The sequence below is a fragment of the Ruegeria sp. HKCCD7628 genome (genome assembly GCF_057221005.1).
Genome location: NZ_JBWVBA010000016.1, coordinates 37,032 through 51,337, shown reverse-complemented (window position 1 = coordinate 51,337; position 14,306 = coordinate 37,032). Strand labels below are relative to the sequence as shown.

Annotated in this window: 14 protein-coding genes; 7 read left to right on the top strand and 7 right to left on the bottom strand. The window is 60.3% G+C overall.

Features of this window, described 5'->3' with window-relative positions:
- The 6 genes from AC2TAD_RS20880 to AC2TAD_RS20855 form a co-directional block, all read right to left on the bottom strand.
- The coding region (locus AC2TAD_RS20880) for a hypothetical protein (RefSeq protein ID WP_480870219.1) at positions 1 to 249 on the bottom strand (249 nt) is incomplete at its 3' end.
- Positions 250 to 349: 100 nt separating this feature from the next.
- Positions 350 to 556, bottom strand: coding sequence for a hypothetical protein (locus AC2TAD_RS20875; protein ID WP_480870216.1), 207 nt, complete (start codon positions 554 to 556; stop codon positions 350 to 352).
- 225 nt (positions 557 to 781) lie between these two features.
- Positions 782 to 2,716, bottom strand: coding sequence for an acyl-CoA synthetase (locus tag AC2TAD_RS20870; RefSeq protein ID WP_480870213.1), 1,935 nt, complete (start codon positions 2,714 to 2,716; stop codon positions 782 to 784).
- 48 nt (positions 2,717 to 2,764) lie between these two features.
- The gene (locus AC2TAD_RS20865) at positions 2,765 to 4,225 is read right to left on the bottom strand and encodes a coniferyl aldehyde dehydrogenase (RefSeq protein WP_480870210.1); all 1,461 of its coding nucleotides are present in this window, start codon (positions 4,223 to 4,225) and stop codon (positions 2,765 to 2,767) included.
- A 36-nt stretch (positions 4,226 to 4,261) separates the two neighbouring features.
- The gene (locus tag AC2TAD_RS20860) at positions 4,262 to 4,681 is read right to left on the bottom strand and encodes a hypothetical protein (RefSeq protein ID WP_480870207.1); all 420 of its coding nucleotides are present in this window, start codon (positions 4,679 to 4,681) and stop codon (positions 4,262 to 4,264) included.
- Between the two features lie 11 nt (positions 4,682 to 4,692).
- On the bottom strand, positions 4,693 to 5,073 hold the full coding sequence (locus tag AC2TAD_RS20855) for a hypothetical protein (protein WP_480870204.1): 381 nt from the start codon (positions 5,071 to 5,073) through the stop codon (positions 4,693 to 4,695).
- Between the two features lie 163 nt (positions 5,074 to 5,236).
- Here AC2TAD_RS20855 and AC2TAD_RS20850 point away from each other — a divergent pair, with 163 nt between their 5' ends.
- Complete coding sequence (locus tag AC2TAD_RS20850) at positions 5,237 to 6,253, top strand: AraC family transcriptional regulator (protein ID WP_480870202.1); 1,017 nt, start codon at positions 5,237 to 5,239, stop codon at positions 6,251 to 6,253.
- 7 nt (positions 6,254 to 6,260) lie between these two features.
- On the opposite strand, the gene AC2TAD_RS20845 is transcribed toward AC2TAD_RS20850, so the two are convergent.
- Positions 6,261 to 7,133, bottom strand: coding sequence for a LysR family transcriptional regulator (locus AC2TAD_RS20845; protein ID WP_480870199.1), 873 nt, complete (start codon positions 7,131 to 7,133; stop codon positions 6,261 to 6,263).
- 329 nt (positions 7,134 to 7,462) lie between these two features.
- Here AC2TAD_RS20845 and AC2TAD_RS20840 point away from each other — a divergent pair, with 329 nt between their 5' ends.
- From AC2TAD_RS20840 to AC2TAD_RS20815, 6 genes are read left to right on the top strand one after another with little or no spacing between them, the layout of a single operon-like run.
- Entirely contained in the window at positions 7,463 to 9,565 is a 2,103-nt protein-coding gene (locus tag AC2TAD_RS20840) for an FAD-dependent oxidoreductase (RefSeq protein ID WP_480870196.1), read from the top strand.
- A 3-nt stretch (positions 9,566 to 9,568) separates the two neighbouring features.
- Entirely contained in the window at positions 9,569 to 10,747 is a 1,179-nt protein-coding gene (locus tag AC2TAD_RS20835) for an acetyl-CoA C-acyltransferase (RefSeq protein ID WP_480870193.1), read from the top strand.
- Positions 10,748 to 10,760: 13 nt separating this feature from the next.
- Positions 10,761 to 11,957 (top strand): acyl-CoA dehydrogenase family protein, encoded by a 1,197-nt coding sequence (locus AC2TAD_RS20830; RefSeq protein ID WP_480870190.1) that lies wholly within the window; start codon positions 10,761 to 10,763, stop codon positions 11,955 to 11,957.
- 13 nt (positions 11,958 to 11,970) lie between these two features.
- Positions 11,971 to 13,113: an acyl-CoA dehydrogenase family protein gene (locus AC2TAD_RS20825; protein ID WP_480870188.1), complete on the top strand. Its 1,143-nt coding sequence runs from the start codon at positions 11,971 to 11,973 to the stop codon at positions 13,111 to 13,113.
- On the top strand, positions 13,095 to 13,520 hold the full coding sequence (locus AC2TAD_RS20820; RefSeq protein ID WP_480870185.1) for a PaaI family thioesterase: 426 nt from the start codon (positions 13,095 to 13,097) through the stop codon (positions 13,518 to 13,520). Before AC2TAD_RS20825 ends, AC2TAD_RS20820 begins: the two co-directional genes overlap by 19 nt.
- Entirely contained in the window at positions 13,517 to 14,305 is a 789-nt protein-coding gene (locus tag AC2TAD_RS20815) for an oxepin-CoA hydrolase, alternative type (RefSeq protein WP_480870182.1), read from the top strand. Before AC2TAD_RS20820 ends, AC2TAD_RS20815 begins: the two co-directional genes overlap by 4 nt.
- Position 14,306: the final 1 nt, after the last annotated feature.

Here is a 14,306-nt window from a genome sequence, read left to right as displayed (position 1 = left end):
TGTATCCAGTAAGTCGCTGACTTTGGCCTTTCCAAATGTTTGCGACACATCCGTCGTAAACTTCTTTGAGGACCAACGTCGGCGACATGATTTGCAACAAATCTCCAGAAACGCATAGCTTTGCAGAGCCCACACCACATTGCCTTCGGCATCATAGGTGATAGGAAGCTTAGTGGCGCCGATGAACCCGTCGGAAACGTCCTCGAAAGAATGACGATTGCTGATCCAGCAGTTCATAGGCGGCAGCATTGGCAGCTTTGGTATGAGTGCTGGCCAGACTCGCATCCGCCTTCCATGCGGTCACGACAATGTGGGCTAACGTTGAGTGCAATGTTTCATCAAGGCCGCTTTACTTGGCGGTCTGCGCGATTGGGCTCAGACCCAACGTGTCGATACGGCGGAACAGGATGACGGCCGGCCGGGCGATCGGATGCATGGTCAGCGACACCGCCAGCGCCAGTTCCTCGCGGGCCAGTTCCGAGATGACGCGCGAGCTGACCCGCCCGGGCGAATTGCCAGCAGCATGGTCCCTGCGGCCAGTATGGGTGCAGGTCAAAGGTCAGCGCGACATAAAAAGCCCTGATGTACTGCCCGGTGACTTAACAGAACACGCTGGTCATTAGCGTTCTGCCGCCCCGAAACACACGGGCAAAATCGACGATTGTAAGACTCAGGCCCAATCAAAACATGATAAAGGCCCGCGCTAGCGACAAGATCATCTCAATCGCTAGTTACGTTTTTCCCTCCCGATGGTGCCTGTTGTTCCGGGCCTCCCCGACCGTCAGGCTTTGAATTCGACCGCGAATGCGTAATTGTCCAGCCTACGGGCCAGGTTATCCTGACCGGTGCCCGCTTTCAGCCGCGCGACGATCCCGCGCTGGCTGTCGGGTGTGACTTCAAGGCTGTCGATCGTGGCCTCCACCGCCTCGGCCTCGGCGCGGATGGTGCGCTCGATCTCGAGCGTGTTGAGCGTGGGTTTGTGGATTTTTCCGATGGCCGTCAGCGGCAGTTCATCCAGTCGGATGAACGCCTTGGGCAACGCGGCGCGTTCCGGGATATGGTCCTGCGCGTATGCGGCCAGATCCTGTGGAGGCACATCGCGGCCCGTTGTGGATTGGTAATACAGCACGGGCAGCTCGCCGGCCTTTTCGTCGGGTCGGCCGATGGCAGTGGCCAGAACGATATCGGGATGGGCGTGCATCGCCTCTTCGATCATCTTGGGGTCGATGTTGTGGCCGCCGCGAATGATCAGCTCTTTCTTGCGGCCGGTCATCCAGAAATAGCCATCCGCATCCTGCCGCGCCAGATCACCCGAGTTGAACCAGCGTTCGCCGTCGATATCGAAAAAGATGCCCCGGTTCTGACTGTCGATCATGTAGCCTTCGAACACGTTGCGCCCCGAGATCATGATCACGCCGACCTCGTTCGTATCAGCCCAGCGATCAAATTCGTCATTGGCGTTCAGCACGGCGCAGCGCATCTTTTGATAGGGCAGGCGCAGGCCGATGGACCGGATCCGGGTGCCACCATCGGGGTCGCGGGGGTTCAGAGAAGAGGCCACCGCGCCTTCGGTCATGCCATACCCTTCGACAATGGGAATGCCGGTGGTGCTGACGAAGCGGTTGAACAGCTCAACGGGCATCGGCGCGGCACCGCAGGCGGCGAATTTGATCGAGGACAGATCGGCCCCGTCAATCGGCACATCCAGCAATGCGGAATAGACCGTGGGGACACCCGAGAAAGTCACGATTTTGTAGCGTTCGGCGATCTTCCAGAAATTTGGGATGACCCCATCCCCACGATAGCCCTGCGGGATGGCCAGAACGATATGGCCGCCTTTCAGCAGAACCAGCAGGCCGGTCACCAGAATGGCGTTGGAATGAAACAGCGGCAGCCCACACAGCGCGGCAGAACCCGGTTCGAACGTGTTTGGGTTGAACTGGCTGATGGACCAGACGTCAAACGCCTCGGAGGCGTGACTGCGCCGCGCGATCTTGGGCAGGCCGGTGGTGCCGCCGGTACACAGCATGGTCGAAATATCCGACGGTTTGGGCGGATCGAACTCCAGCGCATCGGCCCGCGCGCCCCGGATCATGGTGGCAAACCGCGTCACCGGAAGGGTGCGCCCGCCGACATTCAGCGACGATTTGCGGGTTTTGCTGACCAGCCGCAACGCCGTACCCACCGCGCCATCCATCCAGTCAAAGACGGAGCAGGTCACGATCCGGCGCAGGCTGGGCACCGATGCCGCCGCCGCCTGACATTTTTGCCAGATGTCCGTCTTTGGCGTTTTCTCAAGCGTCACCAGGATTTTGGCATTTGCCGCACGCAGCAGGTCGGCGATCTGGTCGGCCTCAAGCAGCGGGTTGATGGCCAGAACCTGCCCCGCTGCCGATCCCCCCCAGATGGTGAAATGGGTCTCGGGCAGGTTGGGCAGCACATAGGCCACCACATCCTCGCGCCCGATCCCCAGCCGTCGCAGCGCGTTGGCGGTCTGGGTCACCTTGGCAGACAGCTCACGATGGCTGAGCGTGCGGGGCCGGTCATAGGCATTCCCCGTCACGAAAAAGCTGAGCGCAGGGTAATCGGGGTTGAGCGACGTTCCCTGCAGCAGCGCCTCGTAGGTTGTGCCCGGGATATCCCGGTTGTCAAGCGGAATGGCCTCGAACGCTTGGATATCCGTGTGGGCGGTGAAACCGTCTTTGAGGTGGGTCATTACGTTCATCTGGTGTGGTGATCCTGGGAAAGGGCGAAGTGTGGCGGCTCAGTCGATCTTGCGCCTGCGGAACCGCCAGGACTGCATCTTCATCAGGACCCGGAAGTTCGGGTTGCCCCAGGGCGGCCCCACCAATGAGGTGGAGTTGAACTTGCCCTTGCGCACGATGCCCTTGGCTTTGGAAAAGGTTCTGAACCCTTCCTCTCCGTGATAGTGCCCCATGCCCGATGGCCCGATGCCGCCAAAGGAAATGTCATCGACCCCCACATGCGAGACCGTGTCATTGATACAGGCGCCGCCCGAATGGGTGCGGTCCAGAACCTGATCGGCGCGGGCCGTGTCCCAGTCAAAGTAATACAGCGCCAGCGGGCGTGGGCGGGCGTTGACATAGGCGATTGCGTTGTCAAGCCGGTCATAGGGGATGACGGGCAGGATCGGGCCAAAGATCTCCTCCTGCATCACCAGCATGTAATCCGAGGCGTTCAGAACCAGCGTCACCGGCATCTTGCGTGTGTCGTCAAAGCTCTCTCCTTTGGGGTTGATCTCGATGATCTCGGCCCCTTTGTCGGCGGCGTCCTTCAGATATCCCTCAAGCCGGGCCTTCTGCCGGTCCGAAATGATGGCGGTATAGTCCTTGTTGTCGCGCAGCTTTGGATAGGCTTTGGTCATCGCGTCGGAAAAGGCGCTGGCAAAGGCGTTGACCTTGTCACGCGGACACAGGGCATAGTCGGGCGAGACGCAGATTTGCCCCGCATTGAACCCTTTGCCGAACCCGATCCGCCGCGCGGCTTCATCGATTGGAAAATCCTGATGGATGATGGCCGGGGACTTGCCCCCCAGCTCCAGCGTGACCGGGGTCAGGTTTTCGGCTGCCGCGCGCATGACGATCTTGCCGACCTGGGTTGATCCGGTGAACACCAGATGATCGAACGGCAACTGAGTAAAGGCGGTGGCGACCTGGGCATCGCCGGTGATCACGGTGACTTCGGTTGCGTCAAATGTCTCGGCTATTATCTCGCGCAGCAGATCGCCCGAGGCCGGGGCAAATTCAGACGCTTTGATCATCGCCCGGTTGCCCGCCGCCAGCGCCCCGATCAACGGTGAGACCCCAAGGAAAAACGGAAAGTTCCAGGGCACCACGATGCCAACAACACCAACGGGCTGGTAGCGTACCTCGACCCGTCCGGGCCGGATGGTCATGGGCGCATGCCGCTTTTGCGGGCGCATCAGCTTGCGCAGTCGTTTGCGGTAATAGGCGATCCCGTCCAGCAAGGGCATGATCTCGGCCAGTTGCGTTTCCGCCGCCGCCCGGTTCGAGAAATCCTTGTTCGCCGCTGCGATGATCCGCGCGCGGTTGTCCAGCAAGGCGTTGTGCAGCTTGTCCAGCCACCGGATACGTGTGGCGCGGTCCGGCAACGGATCTGCCAGCGCGGCCTGTTTTTGCGCCAGCAGCAGGCTCTCAAGATCCGGGGCTTCGGCACGAAAGGGGGTCAGATGAGGTGCGGACATTTTGTGTATCCTTTCGGTCAAATGGGGGGCAGGGCGTCAGGCGGCGTCAGTTATGCCCATGGCGGCATGGATGGCTTTCTTGCGTTCCAGCCAGTCGCCTTCTTCGCCGGGGGCAGGCATGGTCATGGCACCTTCGACAACCCAATTGAATTCCACCCCGATCAGCTTGACCAGCACGGTTTCTGGGTCCAGCTTGGCAACCTGCGCGACCTGCGTGTGCAGATTTCGGTTCAATTGTTCATAGAGATCATCGCCGCGATTTCCGCCAATCCGTACATTGCCGTTCAGGCCCAGAAACGCCCCCCGGCGCATGCGGTAGCCTGTCATGAAGATGACGTTCACAAATTCCGGGGGTGCGCCGGTCAGCCCGCAATGCACATCGGTGATGGTCTGGGCGATGTCAAAGCGCATCTGTTCGGGCAAAGGCTTGCGGGTCGCGATGGTATACAGCGGCATGAGTGCGCTCCTTACTGGTTGAAACGGGTGATCAGCACCCCGTTGCGCCGTTTCGAGCGCATCAGCCGAAAGGTCATCCTGGTCAGAAACAGAAACCGTCCCAAGGGCGAGAGCCTTTCAAGATTGCCGCTCAGCACTTCTTGGAACCGCGTCTCGTCAAACGCCACGAACGAGGTCTGATCCGGGTGCTGCCCGGTGATCGCGCGCCAGTTCCGATCCAGTTCAAGCAAAAAGGGTTCGCGCTTATCATTCGAAAATCCGTCGGGCACCGCAACGGAACAGGATGATGATCGTGACCATTTCCGATCCGTGATCGTGTGCTGGGCATCGGCCACGTTCCAGATCACGGTCAGCTTGTGGGCGCCAACATGTTGCCGGTAGAGATCCCGCAACGACGCCTCAAGCTGTTTATCTGCTCAAGCGATATTTGACCGTCCTGAATGGCGATAAGTGATTTCATGATGTGCTCCCACCCTAAAACGACCAGTGGGCGGGGGATATGTCGATGTCACGTCCTGCCAGTTTTTTGACATTTTCCGCCAAACGCAGTAGCCAATGAGGATGATTAAACCTGACCAGACACGATTGCCGGGCAGTATCCGTATTTTGTGTGAGGCCGCGCCCGGGTTCGGCGTTTGTGCCGAAAATTGCCTGGAGGAAACGGGTCTGACCCTGTTCGAATTGTACGATTCCGCGACAAAGGTGACGATCGGGCAGGAATTGACGGCGATCCGGAATTTCCTGCGTCACAAACCCTACGAGCCCGGTCTTGGCATCGGAATTGGCCGCCGCATCCGACTCGAAACACTGGGGATCTGGGGTTATGCCCTGTTGTCCAGCCCGACCTTCCGTGCCAGCCTCGCCACTGCGATGGACTATGCGCGCCTGTCATTCATGATCGCACGGATGGACCTGGTCGAGCAGGGCGACGAGGCGCTGATCACCTTCGATACATCGCCGTTGCCGCAAAACCTGCGAAAATTCCTACTGGAGCGGCACCTGACCGTTCTGTTCAACTTTGCCTCTGTCTTATTGCCTGAAAGTCTTGCGGCGGCGACGACGTTTCGCACCATGGAATATGACGCAGGTTTTGCCACCGTATTGAACCGGGAACTTGGGCTGGTTGTCGAATGCAGCAACCGAATGAATGCGGTGGTGATCCCTCGGTCGCTGCTGGATTTGCCCCTGCCGCAACATGACCCCGAGAAGCTGGCCATGTGCCTCAAGCAATGCGAGGCGCTTCAGGGCAGCGGCACGCAGAACACCTGGACGGCGCAGGTTCAGGATGCGATTCTGTCGGATATCTCGAACGCGCCGACGATCAAATCGGTGGCTCAGACCCTAAAGACCAGCGACCGGACGCTCGCCAGGCGGCTGGCCGAGGAAGGGTCAAGTTTTCGTACCATTCTTGTCCGGGTCCGGCTGGCTATCGCGCATGAGTTGCTGACGACCACCAACCTGAGCGTATCCAAGGTCGCTTGGCGCGCGGGCTATGCCGAACCGTCAAGTTTCGTGCGCGCGTTCACAAAGGAGTACGGATACACGCCGGGCAAAGCAGGGCGGAATATTTGAGTGGGTGTCAGCTGAACTGTGCCTTCTGGTTGGCGAAGCACAGTGCCAGATAGTCATACACTGCGCGAATACTGGGGTTTTCGTGCAATTCGGGGTGCGCGGTCGGCCAGATCTCCATTTCGATCAGAGGTTCTTTCTCTAGAACGTGCACAAGGACATGATGGCGCGCGGCGTGAAGGCTGTAGATCGGGCCAATGCCCAAATGGGCGCGAACGGCCCGCATCACCCCCAGAACATTGCGCAGACGCAGCGCCGTATTGCCATGGCGGGTGACGGCATCGACTTCGGAAGCGAACCTGCGCGACCCTTCGATGGCGATGGTGCGATGATCGGACAGATCGGCAATGGTCTGTGGGGCACCGAACTTTTCGACATAGGTCACCGACGCGTAATAGCCGACTTTCTTGGCTATCAGTTCTTTCTGGGTCGGGCGTACAAGCCGGATCGCCACATCCGAATTCCGGTTGAGAAGGTCGGTCAAACGATTGTCAGTGACCATTTCAATGGAAATTTCGGGGTAGGCTGTAACAAACTCGGGCAGTTGATCGATAAGCCATGCATTTGTGACGGCCTCGGTTGCGGAAATCCGCACGGTGCCCCCCAGAGTGTCTTTGCCTTCCCAGGCGTTGCTTTCGATTTTCTTGGAGGTCAACTGCATCTGCTGAGCGATAGCCTGCAGGCGCTTGCCCGCCTCGGTCACTTTGAAATGCCGCGGGCCGCGCACCAGAAGCTGTGCGCCCAGCTGTTCTTCCAGCGTTGCGATGCGGCGACTGAGCGTAGGCTGACTGATCCGCAGACCGATTGCGGCCTGTGTCAGACTGCCGACCTCGACAGTTGCCAGAAAATCGCGGACGCCGTTCCAGTCCAGCGGTTCATTCATCGGTGCTCCCATCGCTATTGTGCCCGTTTGAAACTGCAAAAAAACACTGCAAGATGTCAGAGAGTGCAGGGGCGCAACAGCTCAATACACTATTCATTTTTGAATGAATGCTATACTTAAGCGGCAATTTCCCGTCAAAAAAGAATATGCATCATGGTGTAGATGATCCGTCAGCGGGTTGAGCAACCATAGGTGGAAAGAGGAGGACCACCAATGGTGTTGCGGATGCAGCGGACACCCGACGCTACACAGGCCGGGTTGTGGCAGGCGACCAATTCCTCCCAAATGATCGCGCAAGCGAAACGAGCATAGCAAGGAATCGTGACAGTATGACACGCCCCATCAGCCTGGAATACAACGGCGAGGTTGCCGTCATTCAATCCGACAATCCGCCCATGAATCCTTTGTCGCATGCGGTTCGGTCCGGGCTGCAGGACGCCTTTTTACAAGTGATGTCAGAGGGTAAGGCACGGGCGATTGTTCTGATCTGCGAGGGCCGCAGTTTCTTTGCCGGCGCCGACATCCGGGAATTCGGCGGCCCGATGCTAGAGCCGGTTTTGCCAGATCTGATCAATCAGATCGAATCCTGTCCGATCCCTGTTGTGTCGGCGATTCACGGCACAGCGCTGGGTGGCGGCCTCGAAGTGGCGATGGGCACGCATTACCGCGTGGCGGCTGACTCGGCCCGGTTGGGTTTGCCCGAAGTTAGTTTGGGGGTTTTACCCGGCGCAGGCGGCACGCAACGCCTGCCGCGTTTGGTGCCGATGGATGAGGCGGTTGGCATGATTACTGGTGGTCACCCGATCAAGGCGCAAAAGGCGATTGAGATCGGGCTAGTCGACAAGGTGGTGCCCCTGGCCGATTTGCGGGCTGAGGCGCTGGCTTTTGCGCAGGCTTTGATCCGCGACGGGAAATGTCCCCGACCCACCAGCGTAAATGACTGCGATCAGATGAATGAGAACCGGTTTGCGGCTCTGTGCGGCAAGGTGCGAAAATCGGCGCGCGGAGCGGTTGCGCCATTAAAATGCCTTGAGGCGCTTGAGGCCGCCATGCTGTTGCCCTTCGATGAAGGTCTGGCGAAAGAACGGGCGCTGTTTTTGGATCTTGTGCAAAGCGATCAGCGCGCGGCCTTGACCCATGCATTCTTTTCCGAACGGCAGGTGGGCAAGCTTCCGGAAATCAAAGGGGTCAGCCCCAGGGACATTGTCACTGTCGGGGTTGTTGGTGGCGGCACGATGGGGGCGGGCATCACTGTATGCTCTCTTTTGTCCGGCCTTGACGTGACACTGATCGAACGCGACGCCGAGTTCGTTGATCGGGCAACCTCGACCGTTTCAAAGCTGCTGATGGGAGCCGTGAAGCGTGGCAAGCTCAGCCAGCAGGCCTGTGACTCGATCCTGTCCGGCAGCTTCCGCACCTCGACCGACTATACGGATCTGGCGCAGGCTGATCTGGTGATCGAAGCCGTGTTTGAAAGCATGGAGGTCAAGAAAGAGATTTTTGGCACGCTGGATCAGGTCTGCCGTCCGGGCGCGATTTTGGCATCGAACACCTCATATCTGGATCTGAACGCGATTGCGCAGATGACAGGCCGGCCTGCTGATGTGATCGGGTTGCATTTCTTCTCACCCGCCCATGTGATGCGACTGCTCGAAGTTGTGGTGGGTGATGCCACGGCCCCGGATGTGACGGCGACGGGCTTTGCGCTGGCCAAAAAGCTGGGCAAGATCGCGGTGCGCGCGGGGGTCTGCGACGGGTTCATCGGCAACCGCATTCTGTCGCAGTATCAAAAGGCGAACAACGCGACGGTTCTGGCCGGGGCCAGCCCGTTTGACGTCGACGCGGCGCTGACCGGGTTTGGTCTGGCGATGGGGCCTTTTGCCGTGGGCGATTTGGCCGGGCTGGATATCGGCTGGGCCAACCGCAAACGTCTGGCCCCCACGCGCAACCCCGGAGAGGTCTATCCCGAATTCGCCGACCGCCTGTGCGAGATGGGCTGCTTTGGTCGCAAGACGAGCCGGGGGTTTTACATCTATGACGATGCAGCGCCCAATGGCCGCCCCGACCCCGAGGTTGAAGAGATCATCGCCGAAGAGCGCGCGGAAAAGGGCATTGCTCCACGTGCGATCGACGCGTCAGAGATCGTGGACCGCTATATGGCAGCGATGGTGAATGAGGCCGCGCGGATTGTCGAAGAAGGCATCGCGCTGCGGCCGCTGGACGTGGATGTGACCTTGCTAAACGGCTACGGCTTTCCACGCTGGCGCGGTGGGCCAATGCAGTATGCCGACACCGTTGGTATTTCCAAAATCCTGTCTGATATTAACCGCTTTGCCGATGACGACCCGCATTTCTGGCAGGCGGCCCCATTACTAGAACGTCTGGCGCAAGAGGATCGTTCCTTCGCTAGCCTGAACACCCAAGGAGAGTAGCCGATGAAACACGCTGTCATCGTATCCACCGCCCGCACTGGGCTTGCCAAGTCTTATCGCGGGGCGTTCAACGAAACGCACGGCGCGACCATGGGCGGCCATGTCATCGAACATGCGGTCAAACGCGCCGGTATCGACGGGGCCATGGTCGAAGACGTATTCATGGGCTGTGGCTATCCCGAAGGCTGGACCGGGGCCAATATCGGGCGCCAGTCCGTGCTGCGCGCAGGGTTGCCAGTGACGACCTCGGCCAGCACCGTGAACAGGTTCTGTTCCTCGGGCCTGCAAACGGTCGCCATGGCCGCTCATGCCATCGTGATGGAGGGGGCCCCGGCCGCGATTGGTGCCGGTGTTGAAAGCATCAGCCAGATGCCTCCGACCCGCCCGCCGCAATCGCGCGAGGCGTGGCTGGAGGCGCATAAGCCCGACGTCTACATGGCGATGATCGAAACGGCGGATGTGGTCGCCAAACGCTATGGTATCAGCCGCGAGGCGCAGGACGAACTGGCGCTGGAAAGTCAGCAACGCACGGCTGCGGCGCAGGCCGCCGGCAAGCTGGATGACGAGATCGTTCCGATCACCGTCACGCAGGCGTACAAGGACAAGGAAACCGGCAAGGTGACCCGCAAAGATGTGACTTTTGCGATGGATGACTGCAACCGCCCCAACACCACGCTTGAGGGCCTGTCCAGCTTGGCCCCGGTGCGCGGCGACGGGCAGTTTGTCACCGCAGGCAATGCAAGCCAGCTGTCGGATGGGGCGGCGGCACTGGTCCTGATGGACAGCGATGTTGCAGCCCGCGAAGGGGTGGAGCCTCTGGGCGCGTTCAAGGGGTTTGTGGTTGCGGGATGTGAGCCAGACGAGATGGGGATCGGCCCGGTCTTTGCGGTACCGCGCCTGCTGGAGCGTCATGGGCTCAAGGTCTCGGATATCGACCTTTGGGAGTTGAACGAAGCCTTCGCCAGCCAGGCACTGTATTGCCGGGACCGGTTGGAGATTGATCCGGCGATCTGCAACGTCAATGGTGGTTCGATCTCGATCGGGCACCCCTTTGGCATGACCGGGGCGCGCATGACGGGCCACCTGCTGATCGAGGGCAAGCGCCGTGGCGCAAAGCTGGGCATTGTGACCATGTGCATCGGCGGCGGCATGGGTGCCGCGGGCCTGTTCGAGATCTTCTAACAAAGGCGCTGCAATGGATCTGACTTACAGCACCAAAGACGAGGCTTTTCGCGCCGAAATCCGCGCCTGGCTGAAAGATACCCTGCCCAAAGACCTGTCCGAAAAGGTACGTCTGGGCAAACGCCTTAGCAAAGCTGACATTGAACTGTGGCACAGCTTGTTGAACGCGCGGGGGTGGCTGGCGCCAAACTGGCCACGTGCCTATGGCGGATGTGAATGGAACGCCGTGCAGCGGCATATCTTTGAAGAGGAATGTTGTCTGGCCCATGCGCCGCGCAACCTGCCTTTTGGTCTGAGTATGCTGGCCCCGGTGCTGCTGGCCTTTGGGTCCGAGGCGCAGCGTCAGCGTTTCTTGCCGCGTATTCTGGATGGTCAGGATTGGTGGTGCCAGGGCTATTCCGAACCGGGAGCGGGGTCGGATCTGGCGGCGGTCAAGACACGGGCTGTGCGGGAGGACGATCACTATGTGGTCAACGGACAAAAGACCTGGACCACGCTGGGCCAGCACGCCAACTGGATTTTCTGTCTGGTGCGCACCGACCCCGAGGCCATAAAGCAAGAAGGGATTTCCTTTCTGCTGATCGACATGAACACGCCGGGCGTCACTGTCCGTCCGATTGTTCTGATCGACGGCGAGGCCGAGGTGAATGAGGTGTTCTTCGACGATGTCCGCGTGCCCGTCGAGAACCTTGTGGGCGAGGAAAACAAGGGCTGGACCTATGCCAAATACCTGCTGACCCATGAACGCACCAATATCGCAGGCGTCGGGTTTTCGAATGCCGCGCTGGCGACGTTGAAAAAAGTGGCCGGTCAGGTGCAGTCAGGCGGGCGGCCGCTGGCCGAGACGCCGTTGTTCGCGGCGCGTATGGCGCAGGTTGAAATCGACCTGATGGCGATGGCCATGACCAATCTGCGGATGGTGTCAGAGGCGGCCAGCGGCAAGGCACCGGGGGCCGAAAGCTCGATGCTCAAGATCAAGGGGACGGTGATCCGGCAAGAGCTGACCTCGTTGCTGCGCCGCGCCATCGGACCTGACGCGCAGCCATTTCAGAGCGATTTCCTGAACGGCGGCCACAACGCCGAAGAACTTGGCCCGGAACACGCCGCCGGGGCGGGGCCGAACTATCTGAACATGCGCAAATTGTCGATCTTTGGTGGCTCGAACGAGGTGCAGCGCACGATCATCACCAAGTCGATTCTGGAACTGTAACGGAGCCCGTCAGATGGATTTCAATCATACCGAAGAACGGGTCATGCTGCGCGACACGCTGCAGCGGTTTCTGGGGGACAGCTATACGCACGACCATCGTCGCGCGGTGATCGCCTTGGAGCGGGCCTATGATGAAACGGTTTTCAGCGCACTGGCCGAACTGGGCGTTCTGGGGGCCTTGTTCACTGAAGAGCAGGGCGGTTTTGGGGGCCACGGGTTTGACCTGTCCGTGGTGTTCGAGGAACTGGGCCGCGCAGGTGTGATCGAGCCGATGCTGTCCGCCCTTCTGTCGGGCAGCATATTGGCGGGGATGGGCCGTGACGACCTGGTGGCAGAGATCATCACGGGCGAGCAGATCATCGCTCTGGCCCATGGTGAGACGGACGCGCGCTATGACCTGAACCATGTCGCGACCACCGCGCAGGCGCAGGGCGACGAACGGGTGCTGACCGGGACCAAGACCAATGTGCTGTTTGGCGCGCAGGCCGGACATCTGATCGTCAGCGCCCGCGAAAGCGGCGATGTCCGGGACGAGGCCGGGATATCCCTGTTTCTGGTCCCGATTGACGCTGAGCGTCTGACAGTGGTCGATCACCCTAATCTGGACGGCACCTTGGGCGCGACCGTGACGCTGCAGCAGGTGCGTCTGGACTCCGCCGCGCGCCTGGGGCAGGCAGGTGCAGGTATTGAGGTTATCGAGGCTGCGGTGGCCCGCGCCCTGACCGCGCTGAGCGCCGAGGCGCTTGGTGCAATGGAGGCTGCCCGCGATCTGACGGTTGCCTATCTGAAAGAGCGCAAGCAATTCGGTGTTCCGATTGGCAAGTTTCAGGCCCTCCAGCGCCGAATGGCCGATATGCTGATCGAGATCGAGCAGGTCCGCTCGGGCGTCATTCTGGCTGCCGGTCATCTGGACGGGCCCCGCCCCGAGCGGGAACGCCATGTCAGCGCCTCCAAGAACCTGGTGGGACGGGTGGCAGCCCTGGTCGCGGAAGAGTGCATTCAGATGCATGGCGGGATCGGGATGACGGACGAATATGCTCTGTCACACTATGCGCGTCGGCTGACCATGATCGACCATCAGTTCGGCGACGTGGACCATCACCTGATGCGGTTCACCGCGTTCGGAGCGGAACAATCATGGCGGATACCGAATTGAAACGCTGGCCGCTGAAACTGGCGCAAACGCTGGGGTATTCAGTAGGGTTTAGCCGCGAAACCCAACAGGCCTTTTGCGTGTTGGAGATGGGTGATCTGCACCGGAACCCACGCGGGTCCATTCATGGGGGCATAACGGCAACGATGCTGGACACGGTTGGAGGGTTAACGGCCAGCCTGTCGGAAAACCCAGACTCGGTGATGCCTGCTCTGACCATGACGCTGACGATCAACTACGTGTCCGCAGTGGCCTCGGGGCGGTTGCGCGCTGTGGGGCGGGTGACGGGTGGCGGCCGTAAGACCAAGTTCGTCGATTGCGAATTGCGCGACGAGGCGGACGCGCTGATTGCGACTTCGACCGGTGTGTTCAAACTATTGCCCGACCAGCGGGCCGGAGGAGGCAAATGACTGATAATGTCAAAACCGAGCGGCGGGGCCATGCGCTGATCATCTGGAACTGCAACGCCGCTATGCGCAACGCGCTGACGCCTGACTATTATGACGGGGTGATTTCCGGGGTGCAGGAGGCCGCCGCTGATGATGGCGTCGCGGCAATCGTTCTGGCCGGTGAGGGTGATTTCTTTTGCGCCGGGGGTGACCTGAACGCGCTGCAGGAACGTCGCGCCCTGACCTATGAACAACGGCAGGACAAGATCGACAAGCTAGGCGATGTTATTCGCAGCCTGCGCACCAGTCCAAAGCCCGTTGTCGCCGCGGTTGAAGGCGGCGCAGCGGGGGCGGGTGTTTCCATTGCAATGGCCTGCGACATGATCGTGGCGGCCGAGCAGGCGAAGTTCACACTGGCTTATGTTCGCGCCGGGCTGGTGCCCGACGGGGCCGTCACCTATGCGCTCAGCCGGGCTCTGCCCCGTGCCACGCTGGCGCGTATGGCGATGATGGCCGAGCCGCTCGGGGCCAGCCGACTGCTGGATCTGGGCGTGATCACCGAAACCACCCCCGCGGGCGAAGCGCTGGCGCGCGCCTGCGCGCTGGCCGATCGCTTGTATCAGTTTCCCCCGCAGGCACTGGCCGAGATCAAGCAGTTGCTGAATGCCGCCGAGTCCTCGGATTTCGAAAGCCACCTGACACGCGAGCGGGACGCCATGGCGCAGGCTCTTGGCGGGGATGAGGCCCTGACCGGCATCACCGCGTTTCTGAACAAAAAAGCCCCGATTTTCCGCGAAGGAGATTGAA